The sequence below is a fragment of the Candidatus Amarolinea dominans genome (assembly GCA_016719785.1).
Classification (GTDB): Bacteria; Chloroflexota; Anaerolineae; order SSC4; family Amarolineaceae; genus Amarolinea; species Amarolinea dominans.
In genome coordinates this window covers 37,909-58,259 of the sequence record JADJYJ010000010.1, presented here as the reverse complement: position 1 = coordinate 58,259, position 20,351 = coordinate 37,909, and the positions used below count along the sequence as shown (strand labels likewise).

15 protein-coding genes are annotated in these 20,351 nt (G+C 60.5%); 10 read left to right on the top strand and 5 right to left on the bottom strand.

The features are described 5' to 3' along the window. Positions 1-117 precede the first annotated feature (117 nt). Positions 118-1,491: a PD40 domain-containing protein gene (locus IPM84_13070; protein MBK9093676.1), complete on the top strand. Its 1,374-nt coding sequence runs from the start codon at positions 118-120 to the stop codon at positions 1,489-1,491. Positions 1,492-1,571: 80 nt separating this feature from the next. Beyond that, entirely contained in the window at positions 1,572-3,029 is a 1,458-nt protein-coding gene (locus IPM84_13065; protein MBK9093675.1) for a M23 family metallopeptidase, read from the top strand. Here the strand turns inward: IPM84_13065 and IPM84_13060 are convergent. Next, on the bottom strand, positions 2,962-3,321 hold the full coding sequence (locus IPM84_13060) for a HigA family addiction module antidote protein (GenBank protein ID MBK9093674.1): 360 nt from the start codon (positions 3,319-3,321) through the stop codon (positions 2,962-2,964). The two genes, IPM84_13065 and IPM84_13060, sit on opposite strands and share 68 nt — an antisense overlap. A 12-nt stretch (positions 3,322-3,333) precedes the next feature. Then, positions 3,334-3,615 (bottom strand): type II toxin-antitoxin system RelE/ParE family toxin, encoded by a 282-nt coding sequence (locus tag IPM84_13055; GenBank protein MBK9093673.1) that lies wholly within the window; start codon positions 3,613-3,615, stop codon positions 3,334-3,336. 241 nt (positions 3,616-3,856) lie between these two features. Here IPM84_13055 and IPM84_13050 point away from each other — a divergent pair, with 241 nt between their 5' ends. Together IPM84_13050 and IPM84_13045 are read left to right on the top strand one after the other, a co-directional pair. Beyond that, positions 3,857-5,239, top strand: a complete 1,383-nt coding sequence (locus tag IPM84_13050) for a PD40 domain-containing protein (GenBank protein ID MBK9093672.1) — start codon at positions 3,857-3,859, stop codon at positions 5,237-5,239. Positions 5,240-5,251: 12 nt separating this feature from the next. After that, on the top strand, positions 5,252-7,621 hold the full coding sequence (locus IPM84_13045; protein MBK9093671.1) for a M23 family metallopeptidase: 2,370 nt from the start codon (positions 5,252-5,254) through the stop codon (positions 7,619-7,621). An 87-nt stretch (positions 7,622-7,708) separates the two neighbouring features. Here the strand turns inward: IPM84_13045 and IPM84_13040 are convergent, their stop codons facing one another. The 3 genes from IPM84_13040 to IPM84_13030 form a co-directional block, all read right to left on the bottom strand. Beyond that, positions 7,709-9,466, bottom strand: coding sequence for an alpha-glucosidase (locus IPM84_13040; protein MBK9093670.1), 1,758 nt, complete (start codon positions 9,464-9,466; stop codon positions 7,709-7,711). Between the two features lie 10 nt (positions 9,467-9,476). Then, positions 9,477-10,187 carry a Type 1 glutamine amidotransferase-like domain-containing protein gene (locus IPM84_13035; GenBank protein ID MBK9093669.1) on the bottom strand — a complete coding sequence of 237 codons (711 nt, stop codon included), beginning with the start codon at positions 10,185-10,187 and terminating at the stop codon, positions 9,477-9,479. 119 nt (positions 10,188-10,306) lie between these two features. Beyond that, positions 10,307-11,710 carry an MFS transporter gene (locus IPM84_13030; protein MBK9093668.1) on the bottom strand — a complete coding sequence of 468 codons (1,404 nt, stop codon included), beginning with the start codon at positions 11,708-11,710 and terminating at the stop codon, positions 10,307-10,309. Positions 11,711-11,912: 202 nt separating this feature from the next. On the opposite strand from IPM84_13030, the gene IPM84_13025 reads away from it, so the two are divergent. From IPM84_13025 to IPM84_13000, 6 genes are all read left to right on the top strand, one after another. Then, on the top strand, positions 11,913-13,454 hold the full coding sequence (locus IPM84_13025; protein ID MBK9093667.1) for a hypothetical protein: 1,542 nt from the start codon (positions 11,913-11,915) through the stop codon (positions 13,452-13,454). Between the two features lie 229 nt (positions 13,455-13,683). After that, positions 13,684-14,298: a superoxide dismutase gene (locus IPM84_13020; protein ID MBK9093666.1), complete on the top strand. Its 615-nt coding sequence runs from the start codon at positions 13,684-13,686 to the stop codon at positions 14,296-14,298. 639 nt (positions 14,299-14,937) lie between these two features. Next, a complete protein-coding gene (locus tag IPM84_13015) occupies positions 14,938-15,633 on the top strand; it encodes a DUF11 domain-containing protein (protein ID MBK9093665.1) in 696 nt (231 codons plus the stop codon). Positions 15,634-15,643: 10 nt separating this feature from the next. Continuing rightward, positions 15,644-15,796, top strand: a complete 153-nt coding sequence (locus IPM84_13010) for a hypothetical protein (protein ID MBK9093664.1) — start codon at positions 15,644-15,646, stop codon at positions 15,794-15,796. Positions 15,797-15,807: 11 nt separating this feature from the next. Beyond that, entirely contained in the window at positions 15,808-16,281 is a 474-nt protein-coding gene (locus IPM84_13005) for a hypothetical protein (GenBank protein MBK9093663.1), read from the top strand. 11 nt (positions 16,282-16,292) lie between these two features. Beyond that, positions 16,293-20,348, top strand: coding sequence for an RHS repeat protein (locus tag IPM84_13000; protein MBK9093662.1), 4,056 nt, complete (start codon positions 16,293-16,295; stop codon positions 20,346-20,348). Positions 20,349-20,351 lie beyond the last annotated feature (3 nt).

Below are 20,351 nucleotides of genomic sequence, written 5' to 3'. Positions count from 1 at the left end.
TCATCCTGTTCGATCCCGGCTTGGCCGGGTTAGGTTATGATGGAACTGCCGCCCATCATAACCGCCCGGTTGGGCGACCGATTGATTTGCGACATTCTGATCTGAGGAGGACAAGCCATGAATGGGTTGCACATGAGATTGACTATCGCACTGGGGGCGCTGCTGTTGGCCGGTCTGCTGGTTGTGTTAGCCAGTTGCGGGCCCGGGTGGCCGCCAAGTGTCACGCCAGAGCCGCTGACTGAGGTCGCGCAGCCGCAAGCGATGCCAAGCAGCACAGCGGGACCTATCGTATCACTATTCCAGTCTCCTATCCAGACGCCGACGCCTATCCCCACGCCGTGGATCGAGCCGCCCCCACCGACCCGGCGACCGACGCCCACCATTCCGCCTGTGCCCACGCGGCTGCCCACGCCGGTGGTGACCCGCATCCCTACCGCGGTGCCGCCCATCATTCCGCTGCCACCGGGAGAGCCGGAACCATACACCATCGTCTATCGAGAGGGCAGTGTGGTGCGAGCCGTGGACAGCGACGGCCGCAACGACCGGGTGGTGATAGACATTCCTGCCCAATTATCGCGCTTTCTGGTTGACCGCAGCTTCCTGGTGGGCACCTGGGCCAGTCCTGCGCCCGATGGCAGCCGACTGGCGCTGGTGGCAAGCGATTTCGAGAACCTCGATACGTTACCGAGGGGGAAACAGGTTGAATTCGCCATCTATCTCCTCGATCCGGCGACCAGGGACCTGCGATTGCTGGTGGAAGACGGCGTCAAGCCGGTGTGGTCACCGGATGGTGCTCGCATTGCCTATCGCAGCACCCGAACCCAGGGGTTGTGGGTGGTAGATGTGGCCACAGGGGACACTCAAGAACTGTTCGCTGTAGGCTATCCCGAAACCGAGCATCAGGCCGATTGGTTCACATGGTCACCCGATGCGCAGAGAATCGCCGTGGTGAAGAACTGGGGCGGTGTCGCCAATGTAGGGGGTATTTGGATCGTCAATGTGGGCAATGGCGGCGAGTCTCGTCAAGTAGTTTCAATGGAGATGAACGCCTTGGGTCTCGAGTGGTCTCCTACTGGTAAGGACGTTTTGTTCCGATCAAGGAAAGGTGAACGACTAACTCCCGGACGACCGCTTAGCATTTGGATTGTCGAAGCAGACACCGGAGTACAGCGGCAGTTGACTCGAAACATGAGCGCTGGCGGCGGCGCACCAGTCTGGTCGCCGGATGGCAATTGGATTGCTTTTGCAGGAACGAATCTATTGGAAGGCGAACCCTATCAATATGACCTTTGGCTGATTAGCAATGATGGGAATGCACTCGCACGCCTGAATAATGACCCTGCTACTGACCTGAACCCAGTCTGGACACCGGATGGGCAGCGGATAGTATTCTACAGGGAAGGCGACGGGATTTGGGATGTGACCCTCAGAGACGGTTCACTCAGGCAAGCCTGGGATCACGATGTCGTATCGTTTCTTCTCTTGCGATAGATTTCGACTCATCGGCGCACAATCAGAACCTGTGTGGAAGTCACTGACAATGCAAGGCTCTCATTCAAGAGGTGATTCTTATGATCAAGCATTCTCACCCACGACATTACGTCATCTATGGCTTGCTTATTCTTGCTGTTACTGCGGCTCTTATGGTCATAACCGTATATGCTGCCTATTCTATCCGAAGGCCCATCACTGATAACGGTGGCATCGTCAATCAAGTCTACTTGTATGGAGAAGAATCTGGTGGCCAAGTTCATAGAGGTGTAGACTTCCGGCATGGAACAGGTACCAATGTTCGGTCTACCGATGATGGAAGAGTAATGGCCGTTAACGAGGATGTGCGTGACAATCAAAACACAGAGGGTGCATTTGGCAACTACGTGATGATACGGCATGCTCGAATGCACTACGATCGTGCAGTGGGTCAAATGGCCTATGTGTACTCAATCTACGCGCATCTGAAGTATAACAGCATAAGCGTCAATGTTGATGATACTGTCAGTGCCGGACAGGTAATTGCCCAGTCCAATAGCACGGGTAATAGCACCCTTTCTCATCTTCACCTGCAGGTCAATCTTTCCACGGATCTCAACCGTACTGACCCAGAGGATTGGGAGTGGTCGCAAAACACCTCGCGCAATCCTGAGCTGTGGTTGGAAGCGTTCAATAATAGCGGTGTTCAGACGACCAGCGCGATAGGCAAACTCACCGATGTCAACGGTAATCCTGTTGGCGGCAAGCTGATCTGGGGAATGGAGAAGCCCCTGGCAGCGGAAGGGGACCCGGCGCACAATTTCCTGACAGCACAGACCTATGCCTACGCCTGGGCCAATGCGGACGACCTGCTTGTGGAGAATTTTGGCACTACGGATGTTCAACCGGGTACCTACCATCTCTATGCGCGCTATCCCAACGGCGCCCTGTATGAAGACCTGGGCAACCACACCTTTGTGGCGGGTCGAACCACCTTCATCGGACTGTATCCCGCTTATCTGCCGGACGTTCTATCCAACTACTACGGCTGGAACTCGACCATCCTGGTGCGCAACAACAGCCAGGTGAAGGTAGCCCAGGTCAACACCAGCTTGCTCGCCGACGATGAGTACGGGGTAGACCGACAGAATACCGACTTCATTGCGCTCAACGGCACCAGGGAGGTGCGCTTCTCCAACTATTGCTTCTATTGTCGGGGCTCCAGCCTGGCGGTGAGCAGCCAGGACCAGGCCGTGATCGTGGAGAATCGCTATAGCGGCGGCGATTATGGGGATGGCAGCGCGGCGGTTGCGTACAGTGCTTTCGACGCGGGTAGCGCCGCGATGTACCTACCCTATGCCGTCTACTACCCGGATGCGGTCACCGGCGGCGTGCCTTTCGTCCAGTATTCCCGCTTCACGGTGCAAAACGCCACCACCGCAGCCGCCAGCCTGCAGCTCACGTACATCAACCGCGGCGGTGTGACCGACTTCACGCGCACCGACACCCTGCTGGCGAACGGCCTTCGCGCAAGCCAACAGGTGTATTGGCCTGTCTAGCAGGCGCCAACTGGGCAACGGTCAGCAACTGCTGGCCGATAGCTATCTCAGCAGTCTTCAGGTCGTAAGCCGCTTGTAGATTGAGCCAGTATTGCGGCGATTGGTCCAGTGCGCGACCGAAAAGCAGTGCAAGTTCCGCCGTCACCGGGCGTGTGCGATTGACGACATACGACACGCGCATAGGCGATACGCCAATGGCGCGCGCAAACTGTGCCTGTGAAATGCCAAGTTCATGCAGTATCTCAAGCAGAAACTCGCCGGGGTGAATGGGCGGCAAACCACTACTGATCATAACAACCTCTTCTCAGTGATAATCAACGATTTCGACGTCAATAGCGTCGCCATTCTCGAAACGAAAACAGACCCGCCACTGGTCATTGATGCGGATGCTCCACTGTCCGCTGCGGTCATGCCTCAGTGCCTCTAAGCGGTTCGACGGTGGTAGGTGTAGATCCTCGATGCGCGTGGATGCATTCAGTTGTGTGAGCCGCATCGCTGCACGAGCGCGAATCTCGGTTGGGAGACGGCGTGACCTGCCGGTGGTGTAGAAGTATTCCGTTTCGTCATCAGCGAATGATTGAATCACAAGATATATCATAAACGAAATGTTTATGAGTGTCAAGCAACGGCCGCGTCACATCGAGCCTTGACATGGCGCCAAACTGCTCCAAAACTCGTTGATTTTTTCCCCTAAAAACACCCATTTGTAGCCAGTTTGTAGCCACCTCCGTGCTATACTTTAGGGTGTGATGGAACTGCCGCCCATCATAACCGCCCGGTTGGGCGACCGATTGATTTGCGACACTCTGACCTGAGGAGGACAAGCCATGAATGGGTTGCACATGAGATTGACTATCGCACTGGGGGCGCTGCTGTTGGCCGGTCTGCTGGTTGTGTTAGCCAGTTGCGGGCCCGGGTGGCCGCCAAGTGTCACGCCAGAGCCGCTGACTGAAGTCGCGCAGCCGCAGGCGATGCCAAGCAGCACAACGGGACCTATCGTATCACTATTCCAGTCTCCTATCCAGACACCGACGCCTGTCCCCACGCTGTGGATCGAGCCGCCCCCACCGACCCGGCGACCGACGCCCACCATTCCGCCTGTGCCCACGCGGCTGCCCACGCCGGTGGTGACCCGCATCCCCACCGCGGTACCGCCCATCATTCCGCTGCCACCGGGACAGACCGCATCGTATACGATTGCTTTTCGTACCGGTAATCTTATTCGCGCTATCCGCAATGATGGTACGAGCGAGCGCGTGCTAATAGATGTTCACGCCCAAGTGCCACTCTTTTTAGCCAGCCAAGATATGGGTGTTGACACATGGGCCAATCCGTCACCAGATGGAACTCAACTTGCCTTAGTATTGAGCAACGTAGAAAGTCGGACATCCTTAAGTAAAGGTGAAGCACCCGAATATAGCATCTATCTATTCGATCTTCGAATGGGGATCTTGCGGCAGCTGGTGCAGGGTGGAATCGAACCGGTTTGGTCTCCTGGCGGCGCGCGCATCGCCTATCACAGTACTCGGACTCAGGGCTTGTGGATTGTGGATGTGGCGACCGGGGATCGAGGCGAGATTTATCCGGTTGATCGAGAAAATGAACATAAAGCCGTCAATTTCGCTTGGGCGCCCGGTGGACAGCGTTTGGTCTTGGTGGACAGTGTTTTTCGGCGGTCTGCCACGATGGTGGTCGTTGAGGCAGACGGTGGAGGATCTGTTCCTGTGCTGGTGTCACCACAGGCACCGGAACTGTACTTTCCACAATGGTCGCCTAATGGCGATAAGATTCTGTATGTCTCTCTGTTAGGCGAGAGATCAGGTCCTGATTATCCTTACAACTTGTGGATTATGAACCCTGATGGATCCAGACAAACCCAACTCACGCGAGACATTGACGTGACCGCGGGGATTCCCCGTTGGTCTCCTGATGGAAATTGGATTGTATTTACCGGAATTCGATATTATGAAGAGCCCCAACCCCTTACCGACCTGTGGCTTATCGATAGGACAGGAACCGAGCTGAAACATCTAACCTCGAATTTTACGAGCGCCAGCAACGAATGGCTGGCGACCTGGTCTCCAGATGGCACCCAACTGATCTATGTTACTGATTTAAGGAGGGTGTGGACTCTCTCGCTGAGCATTGGAGTGCAAACCGGGCTTTCAGCAACGCCTGATTTCATCGTTCTTTCTTCGTTAGACTATTAGGAGGCAAGAGCAATGACAAACACACTCGTAGAAAAGCAGTTCAGAATAAGTGTACTTATCGCTGCATTCCTGGTGTTACTGATGGCAGCGCTTATTGGTGACATTTACGCAGCATACCAAATTCGACGCCCGATCACTGACAATGGTGGAAAGATCAACCAGTATTATTTGTATGCTGAGGAGTCCGGTGGAAGCACGCATAAAGGCATCGACTTTCCCTACCCAAACGGCACCAGCGTATACGCTGTCGCAGACGGTACGGTTGTCCAACTGCGTGAAGATAGACCGGATGGAGACAGAAGCACCGCTTGGGGCAATTTTGCGCTCGTGCGTCACAATCAGCGACACTATGATCGTACATCGCAACAGATGGCTTACGTCTACTCCGTGTATCTTCATCTCAAACAATGGAGTGTACCAGTACAGGTGGGCAACGTCGTATACGCTGGCCAAACCAAGATCGGTGAAGTGGACGACACCGGTAGTTACTCGCAGGGAAATCACCTACACCAGCAGATTGTTGTTCATCCTGAGTCAGACAGACAGCTGGAGCCTAACACACTCGACTCAGAGGCCCGGTCGCGGAACCCTGAACTCTGGCTTGAATCATTCAATAACGGCGGGACCCAAACAGCGAACGCAGTAGGCAAAGTGACCGATGCCAATGGAAACCCAGTCGGCGGATTGCGAATTCATGGCATACAAAAACCTGCCAATGCCACTTGGGGGAGCTATGGTTGGTCACAGACCTATGCCTACACCTGGGCCAATGCGGACGACTTGGTGGTGGAGAATTTTGGTACCACCGACGTGCAGCCGGGGACCTACCACCTCTATGCTCGCTATCCTAACGACACCCTCTATGAAGACCTGGGCAACCACACCTTCGTCGCGGGCCGGACCACCTTCATTGGTCTGTATCCCGCCTATCTGCCGGACATCCTATCCAACTACTACGGCTGGAACTCGACCATCCTGGTGCGCAACAACAGCCAGGCCAAGGTAGCCCAAGTCAACACCAGCTTGCTCGCTGACGACTGGGTACACCGGCAGAATACCGACTTCATTGCGCTCAACAGCACCAGGGAGGTGCGTTTCTCCAACTATTGCGCCTTTTGTCGCGGCTCAACCCTGGCGGTGGCCAGCCAGGACCAGGCCGTGATCGTGGAGAATCGCTATAGCGGCGGCGATTATGGGGATGGCAACGCGGCAGTCGCCTACAGCGCTTTCGACGCGGGTAGCGCTGCGATGTACCTGCCTTACGCCGTCTACTACCCGGATCCGGTCACCCACGGCGTGCCTTTCGTCCAGTATTCCCGCTTCATGGTGCAAAACACGACCACCGCGGCCGCCAGCCTGGAGCTCACGTACATCAACCGCGGCGGCGTGACCGACTTCACGCGCTCCGACACCCTGGTAGCGAACGGCTTTCGCAATTACGACTTGCGTGATCCAGGCGGTGCAGTGCCGGATCTGAGGCAGACGGACTACTACAATACTCAATGCGGAACGTTGGCCGGCTGCAACTGGACCGGAGCAGTCAAGGTTACCTCGACCAACGGCCAGCTCATCACTTCTGTGCTGACCAACTACTGGCGCTGGTATGTGGCGGCTTACAACGGCGTCAGCGGTGGCGCACGGCCGGTCTTTGCACCTTCCATAGAGCGGCGTTGCACCGACTGCAATCCCAACGCAGGAAGCTGGCAGGGCTTCTCGATCACCATCGTGCAAAACCTGGGCAGCAGCAATGCCAACGTGACCCTGCGCTATCGCAATGCCGCTACCGGCAACGAAGACCTGACCATCTCCGGTCAAACCATCACACCGAATGCGGCCAAAGGCTTCAACACCAAGACGGGTGGCAATGTCGAGGCCAGCGTCTACAGTGTTCTGGGAGGCGCATGGGCAGGCGCTGTCATTGTTGAGTCCAATCAGCCGCTGGCAGTAGCGCAGATCACCCTCCGGCCGGACAACAACGTGGCTGGCGCCTATACCGGCGTTCACAGCGGACTGGCGAGCACGAACACCTACCTGCCGGGTGTCTACCAGAAGAACACCGCCTACACTTCTTGCCCGTCCAGTGAAAACCAGTGGGATCAGTACTCCATCTTGCGCATCCAGAATCCAACTACCAGCAATGCCACTGACGTGGACATCTATTACTACGACCAGAACGGCACGCTGACGTTCCAGGAGTCGAACTTGACGATCGTCGCGGGCAGATCGCTCAGCCGCAATACCCGCAACCATTGTGCTACGATTTCTTTGGGCGGCAACTGGACAGGTTCGGTACGGATTCAGTCTAACCAACCACTGGTAGCCGTGGCGGAGACGCTCAAGAGTGGACAGTGGCTGGCCAGCTACAACAGCATCAACCGGTAGATGGCCTGCGCTTTTCCGGTCAGTCGCTCATGCTCCTGCGGGGGCGATTTCGCAGAAAACGCCAGGGGCGCCAGTTGCCAACTTGCGTCACAATCTAACTTGGGATTTTCGATTCAATGCGCCGATGAAAACCTCGAACGGCGCCAGTGTCAGATGGCGCAGGGCCTGCGGGCCGGCCGGGCGCTCGTGGCTGGAAAACAGGCATTGCACCTGTCCGGCCGCCAGATCGAAGGTCAGGTCTTGGGCCTGGTCCGCCATGTTGAGCACCACCAGGCAACTTGCCTCCGTCTGGTCGAGCTGACGCAGGAAGGCGAGATAAGTGTCGGCCGATTCGTGCAGCGGGACGTAGGCGCCCGTTTGTAGCGCGGGGGTTTGCCGGCGCACGGCCAGCAGGCGGCGATAGAAGTTGAGCAGCGAAGCAGGGTCGTCAGCCTGCTCGGCCACGTTGACCACCTGGGCCGCGTTGGGGTTGACCGGCAGCCAGGGCTGCACGCTGGGCGGACAGAAGCCGGCCTGGGGCGCAGGCGTCCATTGCAGCGGCGTGCGACATTTGTCGCGCCCATGATGGGCCGCATGCGCCACGGCGACCTCCGCCGGCAAGCCGAACTCCGCGTGCGCCATCTGGTAGAGCTGCAGGCCGAGCAGGTCGCGGAACTGACTGACGTCGTCGAGCAGCAGGTCGGTCATGCCGATCTCCTCGCCGTTGTAGAGAAACGGGGTGCCTTGCAGGGTCAGCACCAGGGCAGCCGAGAGCCGCGCCAGCGCCGCGTCGTGTTTGCCGTTGCCAAAACGGGTGTAGACGCGGGACGAGTCATGGTTGCCCAGGGTGTTGCACGGCCAACCGCCGGCGGGCAGTGCGGTCAGGCGAGCGGCCTGATTGGCGCGTACCCAGGCTGGCGTCAGGCGCTCGGTTTGCATGAGCGGAAAATTGAAAACCAGGTGCAACTCGTTGTGGCCGTTGCCCATGTAGGCGATGTCGTCCGTTTCGCCCACGAGCATGGCGCCGGGATAGGCGTCAATCATCGTGCGCAGATCGGACATCAGCGCATGGACGCCCGGCTGATCCACCTGGTGCTGGTACATCAGGCGCCATTGCTCGACGACCTGCTGGCGCTGCTCGTCGCTGGAGGCCAGGGCCATCAGCGCGAACAGATCACGCTGACTCATCTGCGTGGTATGATCGGTCAGCGCAGGGTCTTCGAAGAGGGTGTTGATGGCATCCAGGCGGAAGCCGTCCACGCCCAGGTCGAGCCAGAAACGCGCGGCCGCGAACATCGCCTGCCTGACAGCCGGATGGCGCCAGTTGAGGTCGGGCTGCTGCTTGAGGAAGTAATGGTAGTAGTAGAGGCCCAGCTCTGGCACAAATTCCCAGGCCGAACCGCCAAAGGCTGAGTTCCAGTTATTGGGCGGCCCGCCGTCGCGGCCGGGATGCCAGACGTACCAATCGTGATGCGGCTGCTGACGGCCGCGGCGGGCGTCCTGGAACCAGGGGTGCTGATCGGAGGTGTGGTTGAGCACCAGGTCGAGCACCACACGGATGTCACGCTGATGGGCGGCGTCGAGGAAGTGCGTGAAATCGTCGAGCGTGCCGTACTCTGGCGCCACGCCGGTGTAGTCGGCCACGTCATAGCCGCAATCCAGCAGGGGCGAGGGGTAATGCGGCGAAAGCCAGATCGCGCCGATGCCCAGGTCTTGCAGATAGTCGAGGCGACTGTTGATGCCGGCCAGGTCGCCGATGCCGTCGCCGTTACTATCGGCAAAGCTGCGCGGGTAGATTTGGTAGAAGACGGTCGTTTGCCACCAGGGTTGTGCGCCCGTTGGCGAGAGTTGAGAGTGGTTGGTCATTGGTCGCCTTTCAGCTTGTGGGCAGGCTCACGGTCTCTCCGGCGGTGTAACGCTCCTTGCGACTGGCGTCCCACACCGTTACCCCGCCGCTGCCCGCGACCGTCAAGATGCTATCCATGCAGATCAGGGCGGTGTTGCAGTCAATGCCCACGAGCGTATGCCCGTTGCCCAGGACAAAGTGCAGGATGTTGGTCATGAGGTGCGATATCTCGTCGAAGTGCGGCAGGATGATGGCGTTGGGCAGATAGGCCAAGCCGGGCTGACAGACGGGCGGCGGTGGGAAGCGGGGAATGTGCTCGCCCCAGATCATGGCGCCGGCGCTGCAGCCGGCCACGACCCCGCCGGTGTCCAGGACGTACATGATGGCGTCGAAGACCGGGGTGCCCACGAGAACATCGTACAGGTAGGTGGCTCTGCCGCCGGACAGGTAGACGAAGTTGGCCTCGGCCACCTGGTCGGCCAGGCGGGTATCTTGGGCGCTGGCGCGATCAAATACGGGCAGTGACTGCACCTCTGCACCCAGGCGGGTGAAGTGGTTGATGCCCAAATCGGCCCAATAGCGCAGGCGCTCCTCGCTCTCCGCGCCGGCCGCCGTGGGTAGGCAGACCACACGCTGGGGCGCGGGCAAGCGGCTGAGCAAGAAGCGGTCTATCGCTTCGACGACTGGTAGATATTCGCCGGCGCCTAGCAGCGCCAGTGTACCATTGAAGGTTGGTGTCATGATACCTCGCTAATAATGAAAATGAATGGGCCATTATTCCAAAACCGAGCATGACCACGATCATGGTGAAGAACAGGATGGTGATGTTGCGATTCTTGCTGAGATTCTTCATGCGTTGGTCAGGCTGAGAGTGTCGTTGCGGCGCGGCGCCGCGCCAATTCCCGCAGCGTTTCTTCATGATTTTCTTTGGTGATGGGGAATTTGTACACCAGGTAGATGCCGGCCGCCAGGATGAAGGCGGGAATGGGGCCGATCATCAGACGAATGGCGAGCAGCGTGCTGTCCGGCTGCACGATGAGTGTGGTGGCGCCTTCGGGCGGCGTGATGTAACCGGTCCAGTTGAGCACCTGGCTGACCAGGAAGAGGCCGAGCGCCAGGCCGAGCTTCTGCAAGAGTACGAAGAAGCCGTAAAACGCGCCCTCACGCCGCTTGCCGGTTTCCAGTTCGTCCAGCTCGATCACGTCGGGCAGCATGGCCCAGGGCACCAGGTAGGCCGTGGCCACGCCAACGCCGGCCAGCGCGCCCAGCGCGATGATGACCCAACTGGGCCAGTCCGGCTGCACCAGGAAGAGGGCGAAGGCCACGACGATCCAGAAGATCATGCCGCGGTAGTAGACGCCTTTCTTGCCGGTGCGGCGGCTGACGGCCGTCCAGATGAAGAGCCAGATGAGCGCGCTGCCCTGCACCGCCAGAATCACCACCGGCACCAGGCCGGGCTGGCGCAGCCAGTAGGTCATGTAGTAGATGACGATGGTGGAGACTGTTTGCACCACCAGCCAGGAGAGCAGGTAGATGCCGGTAACATAACGAAAGGCGCGATTTCTGAAGGTGATCTTGAGGCCATCGAAGAACGGGATCTCCTCCTGTTCCGACTCCTGATGGCGTTCGTAGGTGCCCCAGAAGGCGAAGAAGAAGGGCAGGGTGGCGCAGATGGCCCAGACGCCGGCCGACACGGCATAGGCGCCCTGGATGCCCATGCTCGGCTGCACGGCGTTGACGATGAGGGGATGCAGGACCGCGGCAATCAGGCCGCTGCCGATGGAGAAGGCAAAGCGAAAGGAGTTCAGGCTGGTGCGCTCGTCGTAATCACGCGTCAGTTCGGGCGTCAGCGCGGTGTACGGCACGTTGACCACCGTGAAGGCGGTGTCCAGGAGCAGAGAGACGACCAGGTAGTACCAGAATTTGCCATTGTTGCTGACCTGCGGTACAAGAAAGAGCAGGAAAAAGGTCAGGCCGAAGGGAATGGCGCCGAACAGGAACCAGGGCCGGCGGCGGCCCCAGCGCGTCTTGATGCGGTCCGAAAGCACACCCACAATGGGATCATTGACAGAATCCCAGATTTTGGTGAGCAGCAGGATGACGCCGGCCACGGCGGGATTAAGGCGGGCCACGTCGGTCAGGAAAAAGAGCAGGAAAAAGGACATGATGGCGGTGGCGATGGCGGGGCCGACATCTCCCGCGCCGAACGCCAATTTGGTGACGAGAGGGACCTTTTCGGTTGCTTCAGCAGGCGGACGCACGATGAATTCCTCCAGCAGATGGAATCGGGCTTTGCAGCGCCGATGGGCGGTTGGGGGCAGACGATGGATTGGGGGAGTTTACTCCAAATTGACACACAAGGCAATTTGGGGCTTTACGCGGTGCTTGACGCACTGCGTCATGTATGTTACACTAAAATCAGTCAGCAAGAATAGATTTTCGACCGCCGGAGAAGGGGAATGACCTATGACGACACCTGGAATGACTGTCCTGGAGGAAAGCACGCTTGCCGTCGCGTCAGGGGATGAATCGGCCGCGATACAGGCGCCGACTGTCTCGGTTGGCGATCTGGCCTTACCCGATGTCGTCGCGCTGCTGCACGGCGACGACAAGGACCGGCAAGCGCAGGCCGCGGCCAGGCTGGCCGACATTGGCCTGCACCGGCCGGCCACACTGGCGCCGGTGGTCCCGCAACTGCTGGCCGCGCTGACCGACTGGGACGACCTCGATGCGCATCGGGATGTCGTGCGCGCGCTGGAGGCGGTGGCCGACTGGAGCTTGAAACCTCTGCGCAGCGCGCCGGAGATGGCAGCGCTGCGCCGCGCCCTGTGGGATCAGCGCAGCGCTGCCGCCCGCGCCTTTGCCGCGCAGACCCTGGCGCGGCTGATGGCCGGCGATCAAGACCTGCTACAAGAAGCCTGGGAGGAGCTGGCGCAGGCCATCGGCCATCAGGCCAACACGCACCAGGTGGACGGCATGTTGGAGGGGATTCGCACCCTGGCGGGCAGTGCATCTGGTCGCCCGTGGCAGGCGCAGATACGGGCGTTGGCAGAGCCGTTCAGCACCCATTGGAAACCCCAAGTGCAGACGATGGCGCGTCACATTCTGGATGACCTTGAACACAACAGCGCGCTGCCGCCCTATCTGCGTGCGCTGAAAGTTCAAAGGCCGCACCAGCCGCCGCCGCCGGCCTTGCCTGAGACAGAAGCACCCGCCCCAGGCGCCCAGTATGTTTCCTTACGCGACCTGTGCCAGTTGCCGTTGCCTGAGCAGATCAAGGCCTTTCGCCCTTTGATTCCCAACCTGCTGCTGACCACCTGTGAGATTGACGAACAGTCACTGCGCGACCGGCATGGCGACTTCGCCCTGCGCCTGGCCACCAACGCCAACAGCGCCATGGTCGAACTGACGATCTGGCGCCAGCGCGGGGATCAAGACCCGGCGCTGCTCCTGCACTTTGGCGAGACCAGCAACGGCCAGTTGCAAATCTACCTGGTGGTGGTCAACAACCTGGACGCAGAGCGGTTCGACATTGATTACGACAGCGCAGGACATCCCACGCTGTTGGGGTTAGTGGCGCGCAATCTGGCTGCAGAAGAGGCCGCTCTGCGCGCCGGCCTGACGCCCGGGCAGGTGCGCGCCGGGCTGGGGCTGGTCAGCCGCCGCCTGCTGCCGCGCGTCGAACGGTTGGCGGCCGCGTGGGGCAAGCAGTACATCTTTGCCCAGCCGCTGGCCTATCACAACGCCATCCTGCTGGAGCGCTGGGGCTTTTTCTACCTGACCGGTCAGCGATTCATGGAAGACCTCGATCGGCGCTTTCGCGACGGCGACCTGGCCGGCCGCCTGGATGGCAGCACTTTCCGGCCGCTGGACGCCGGCCGCACCGTGCGCGGGCGCAGTTGGGCGATTCATGACGGCATTTTGGGCGAACCGTGGCCCGAGCTGCACATGGCCCGCCGTGTGGGCCGCCTCAGCCAGGTGTGTACGTTTGCCGACGCTGCCTTCTGACGCTCCCCCCGTAGGTCACGCCTCCGGCGTGACGGCGCTGTCCGCGGCGGAGCATGGTTTGCTGACGGGAAGATATTTCAACGCGAAGACGCGAGGGCGCAAAGGCTCTATCTGATTGCGAGTAAAGCAACATTAGTGTTGCTAAAGTTGACAACACCGGCGCATTGTAGTAAAATGATGGCTGTTCCGAACAATCACGAAAGAAAACAGAACGAAGGAGAAATCACCGATGGCTCATACGCTTCCACCTTTACCCTATGCATACAACGCACTGGAACCATTCATTGATGAACTGACGATGCAGATTCACCACGACAAGCATCATCAGGCCTATGTCACCAACCTGAACAACGCGCTGGCCAATGCGCCCGAACTGGCCGAGAAACCGCTGGAGGCCCTGCTGGCTGAGATCGCCGGCGTGCCGGAGAGCATCCGCACGGCTGTGCGCAACAACGGCGGCGGGCATCACAATCACAAGCTATTTTGGGAGATCATGGCTCCCGGCGGCCGCGGGGAACCGACCGGCGCGCTGGCCGAGGCCATTGCCGGCACGTTCAACAGCTTTGCCGATTTCAAGACCAAGGTCACGCAGAACGGCGTTACCCGTTTTGGCAGCGGCTGGTCATGGCTAGTGGTGGACGGCAAGCACAAGCTCGCCGCCTATAGCACAGCCAACCAGGACAGCCCCCTGATGGACGGGCACACCCCGATCCTGGGCATTGACGTGTGGGAACATGCCTACTACCTGAAGTATCAGAACCGCCGGCCCGACTACCTGGCCGCGTGGTGGAACACCGTCAACTGGGACGAGGTCAGCAAGCGCTTCGCAGCCGCAATGGCCTGATAGTTCCATTTTTTCAACGCCGGGGTGCCGGGACGCCAAGACGCCGGGACGCAAAGGGTTTTCAAGTAACCCTTGCGTCTCCTGCGCCTCTGGCGTCTTTTGCGTTAACGGGATTTGCTCACACAGGGACGCCAAGACACAAAGGAGTATTCTCTGATTCCTTTGTGTTCTTCGTGTCTTTGTGTGAGATTTCTTTCTTGGTCACACAGGGACGCCAAGACACAAAGGAGTATTCCTTGGTTCCTTCGTGACTCCCTGTCGTCACCCGAATTTGCCTCTTGACAGATCGCCGCGCGCGTGGTATGCTGTGACCAGCCACAAGCATGCCCCCCGCCTTCCGAGTCGTCTCCCGCCGTCGGAAGTCCCCGGCGAGAGTTCTCTCTCCCGCCCGCGACCTCCTTACAGCAGTCAGGAAAATGTCCCTGACCCCAGCCGTTTCGATTGCTGCACGAAAGGAGTCCGTTGTCATGTTACGCTGGTGTTCTACTTTCTCTCTCCTCTCTTCTCGACATTCTGCTCGCGGCCGGCTCGCGCCGCGCCTGTCGTCGTTGGTTCATCTGTTGGTAGTATTCAGCCTGCTCTTTTCCACGGCGGCTGCTGCTACCCCCCCCCCCCCAGATAAATACCGCTACTAAACCCATGTCCCCTGATCCCAATTTCGATCTCATTTCCGATCCTGGTGCGACGCCCGCGCCTGCGCCGGTGCAGTTGACGCTGGCCGCGGCACCGCGGCAGGTCGAGCCGGCCGGGGTGGTCACCTACACCGTGGTCATCACCAACACCCTGGCCGACCGCGCCCTGAGCGGGCTGGTGGTGAGCGATACCCTGCCGCTGGAGCTGGCCTATTGGCCGGCCGGGGAGGGGGATTTCAGCTACCTGGAGGCCGAGCGCCGGCTGGAGTGGGTCATCGGCCAACTGGCCGCGGGCGCGACGCTGACCGGCACGTTCCAGGCGCAGGCGCTGGGTGCGGTCAGCGGGCAGGTCATCACCAACACCGCGGCCATCGTGAGCGAGGAGGTGGGCGCAGGGGTGACGGCCAGCGCTGCGATCACGATCACCGCGGCGCCCTGCCTGGGCGAGGACTGCGCGCCGACGCCCACGGCCGAACCGCCGACCGCCACGCCGACGGCCGAGCCGCCGCCCTGCCAGGATGAGGAGTGTACACCGACGCCGACGGCCACGCCACCGAGGATGAGGAGTGACGCCAACGCCGACCGCCACCTGGACGCCGACGGCGACGCCAACGCCGACGGCTGCACCGTCACCCCTGCCAGGATGATGAGGGGTGTACGCCGACGCCGACGCCACCTGGACGCCGGGGCCGGGGCCGGATGAGGTGTGGGTGATGCCTGATCAGGAGAGCCGGTTGCAGAGCAGCGATGGGCGGGTGGTGCTCACGATTCCGGCTGGTACGGTCAGCGCACCGACCCTGGTGCGCTACACCCGCACGAGAGCGATCCCGATCAGCCGGCGAACCTTGATTTCCTGTTCGAGTTGAGCGCCACGGAGATGTCGGGACTGCCGGTGACACAGTTTGCGGTGGGGTTGACGCTGCGCTATCGCGATCCGGCGGCTGGCGATGAGCAAACGCCCTGGCCACCGGGCGCTTCGCTGTTCTTCCAGGATGCGGCCGACGGGCGTTGGGTGGTCTTGCCAACGAGCATGGATCAGGAGCAAAGGCGGCTGATCACCACCCTGACCCATTTGACGCTGTTTGCGCAAGGCAACGCCATTGTGCCAGAGCCTGCGCCGGGGATCGAAGGGGTGCAGTCGCAGTTGTACAACGGGGCCTGGACCGTGAGCTACCCGATCGCAGCGCCGCCGGGGCCGGGCGGACTGGCGCCTGGGCTAAGCCTGGACTATAGCAGCCGCAGCCTGGCCGGCGCCGGTCATCATCAACTGGCCGGGTGGGGCTGGGACATCGGTGGGTTGAGCTACATCCTGCACGATTTGACTCCAGACGGCATGGGAAAGTACACCTGACCCTGAACGGCGTGACCCATGAATTGGAGAAACACGGCGAGATTTTCTACAGCGTGCAGGACCCCTTCCTGAAGATTCGCCGGCCCACCGCTTCCAACCCTGACTATCCAGTCGATGGAAGTTTTGACCCCAGTACGCCGACGCCCTTCAAGACGATTGATCTGCCCCAGACGCCGGCGCTGTACAACCGGGACAACCTGGTGTGGGAGGTGACGACCGAGGGCGGCATTACCTATCACTTCGAGCCGGCGCTGTATGTGCGCGATTGCAGCAATGGAGACTGGACGCCTTCGGAACTGCGGGTGGTGCATCGCTTCACCAAGTGGGTGTTGACCGAGGTGCGCGACACCACGCCAACGACGCCTAATCGTCTGACGTTCAGCTATGACTATGAGGGTTCGTTGTTGGCGGTGAATGTGCCGGCAGACTGTTGGAACCGCGACTACACGGCCGATGCGCGCATCCAGGTGCGTGCGGTGCGGGTGAAGGAGATCAGCTATGGGCCAAACGGCGCCTTCAAGCTGAAGCTATTCTATCTGAACCGGGAGGACCGGGCTCAGCACTTCGACGAGACCGGCTACCAGGTTTTCTGGACACGAAAGTACCTGCAGCGGGTGGAGGTGATGGCCAACAATACGCTGCTGCACAAACTGGTGTTGGGCATGACGGCGTTCATCAACCCGGCGGCGCCGTCGCAGAGCCGGCTGTACTTGAGTACGATCACGCACTATGGGACCGGCAGCAATGCGCTGCCGCCAACCAGCTACACCTACGGGAGCGGCACGACGGATGGGCACATGGTGACGGTGAACAACGGCTACCAGGGACGGGTGGAGGTTACGTACGGCGGTTCGAGCGGCGGAATGGTGGTGCAGCAGGAGCGGCGGCGTGGGGGCGGGAGCGATCCGGACATCGTGACGAGCTACTGGTACACGACGACCTGGGACAACGAGGCGGGGGGCTTTGCCGAAGCGGAAATGACGCTGGTAGGGAGCGGCGCCTTGATCGGCAGCGGTCAGCCGGACACGCGGCTGAAGCAGTGGTTCCACACCACGACCAATCAGCACCGCTGGAAAGGCAAGCTGTCCAAGACAGAGACGCGTGCGGGTTTGGGCGTCACCAACAACTTGCTGGCGCGTTCGCTGCAGACCTGGAACGAGACCAGCGTGGGGACGCCGGGCGGGATGCACTTCGTCTATCTGCAAGACAAGACCGAATACGTTGTGGACCCCAACGGCACGGACCCGCCGCTGCGTTACACCAAAAGCGTCAACACCTACGATGCGGCGTATGGCAATCTGCTGTTGACCCGGCTATACAGCGAGGCCGCGCCAACGATACCATACCGAACGATCAAGCGGGTCTATTCCCCACGCAATGACGGCACGACCTACATCGTCAATCGGGTGGCGGAGGAGAAGCTGTTCGCGGGGAGCGAAAGCGGGACATGCCAGGGGCAGACGCGCACCATCTACGACAACTACAGCGGCTATGCGGCGTACAACCAGGCGCCGACGGCTGGGCAGGTGAGAGAGGTGTGGCAGGCGGGACAGGGCGGCACGGGGTGTGACGCGAACTGGATGCGGTCGACGGCTTACGGCTATGACCAATGGGGCAACCGTTGGAGCGAGACGGCGGCCAATGGCAGCGTGGTCACGACGGCCTTCGACAGCACGTTTCATGCCTATGCGATGAGCGTAACGGTGCAGGCCTGTCAGTTGGGCGGCGCGACGCTGACGACGACCATCGCGCTACGGCATGAATGCGACGGCGGGGGCAGCGGGTTGGTGGGACAAATACAGAGCGAGACCGACGCCAACGAGGCGGTCACGCTCTATACGTACGATACGTTTGGCCGGCTGACGGAGGTGCGTAAGCCGGGGGCGGGGTTCAGCAACCCGGCGACGGAGAAGATTGTCTACACGACGGACCAGGGGTTGTATGTGCAGCGGCATTTGCTGCGCGATGATGGGAATGGCGACGCCAGCGCGAGTGCGACCTACCTGGAGGAGCGCACGTTCTACGATGGGTTGGGGCGCGTGCGGCAGGTGCAGAAGGAGTACAGCAGCAGCCAGTGGAGCCTGGTGAGCCAGCGCTACGATGGGCTGGGCAACCTGGCGGCGGCCTCGGCGCCGTACACGAGTACGGTGAGCGGAGTGACGTACCAGGCGGTGAACTGGAGTGGGCTGGCCGCGACGCAGTCAACGTCCGATCGGTTGGGGCGGGTGACGCAGGTCACGCAGGCGGACGGCAGCACCGTGCGCACCTACTACCAGAATCGACAGACGGCGATGCTGGACGAGCTGAACCACCAGACGATCTCGGAGAGCGATGCCTTTGGGCGGTTGGCGAGTGTCAAGCAGTATGATCTGACGCTGGCGCCGGGGGCTGCGCCGAACTGGGGAGCGACGGTCTACGGGCAGGCCAGCTACAGCTACGATGTGGCCGACCGGCTGAAGCAGATGACGGGGCCGGACGGGGCGGTGACGACGATCGGGTACGACCTGGCCGGCCGCAAGACCAGCATGAGCGACCCGGACATGGGTGCGTGGAGCTACACCTACGATACGGCGGGCAATCTGCAGACGCAGACCGATGCGCGGGGTTGCGTCATCACCTTCAGCTACGATGGCCTCAACCGGGTGAAGGGCAAGACCTACAGCGGGTCGAGTGGATGCAGTGCGACGGCGGTGGGTTACACGTATGACAGCGGCACAACCGGCAAGGGGAGACGCACCGGGATGAGCGACAGCTCCGGCAGCGCGAGTTGGACCTACGACGGCCGCGGACGGGTAACGCAGGAGAGCAAGGCCATCAACGGAACGGGCGGCGGAACCTTCGTGACACAGTGGGGATACGACTCGGCGGATCGGCCGCTGTGGATGAAATACCCCGGCGGCAGTGCGAGTCAGATTGGCGAGCAGGTACACTATGCGTACACGACGCAGGGGTTGCTGAACACAGTGCGCAGCAACGGCAGCACCTACTATGTCGGCAAGACGCAGTACAACGAACGCGGGCAGGTGATGGAACGCTGGCTGGGCAGCACGACCGGGGTGGTGAAACAACTGTACGCCTACAGTGCGGCCGAGAACTTCCGCCTGCTGAGCCTGAAGGCAGGCACGAGTCCGAACTACGATAACCGGCAGAACATCAGCTACACGTACGATGATGCGGGCAACGTGCTGACGATTACGGATGCGGCGGCGTACGGCGGGAGCCAGGCGCTGCGCTTCACGTATGACAGACTGGATCGTCTGCAAACGGCATGCACGCTGAGCGGGGGGACCTGCGTTGCCAACAATGGAAACTACGGAGCTTACAGCCAGCGCAATTACGCCTACAGCAATGCGGGCAACATCACCAATTTCGAGAGCACAGGCACGAACCTCTACTATCAGAATGGCGCACACAAGCATGCTGTGACCCATGTCGGGGGCACGACGGCAGGCTATCAGAAATACTGGTACGACCAGAATGGCAACGCCACCCGGCGCATCAGCGGCAGCCAGGACATCACGTTGACCTACGACGCGGAGAATCGGCTGACTGCGATGTCCGGGGGCGTGACGGCGAGTTACGTGTACGACGGCGACGGCAACCGGGTCAAGGAGACCATCAGCGGCGCGACCCGGGTCTTCGTAGGGAACACTTACGAAGTAGACAACGGGACGGTCAAGAAGTACTATTACGCTGGCGCCGCACGCGTGGCGGAGAACAGCGGCGGTGTACTCTACTATCTGCTGACGGATCATCTCGGCTCCACCGCGCTGACGCTGGACAGCGCGGGGAATCGGTTGAACACCAACACCGAGATTCGCTACTACCCCTACGGCGCGCCGCGTTACACGGCGGGCACGACGCCGACGACGTTCAACTTCACGGGGCAGCGGCGGGATAGTGGATCAGGGTTGCTGTTCTACCAGGCGCGATGGTATGACCCGGTCATCGGGCGATTCCTCGCCGCGGATACGATCATTCCCCAGCCGCAAAGATCCGCAAAGTTTGAATCGGTACAGCTATGTCGGGAACCGACCTTTACGTTTTGTGGATCCGAGTGGATTTGACCC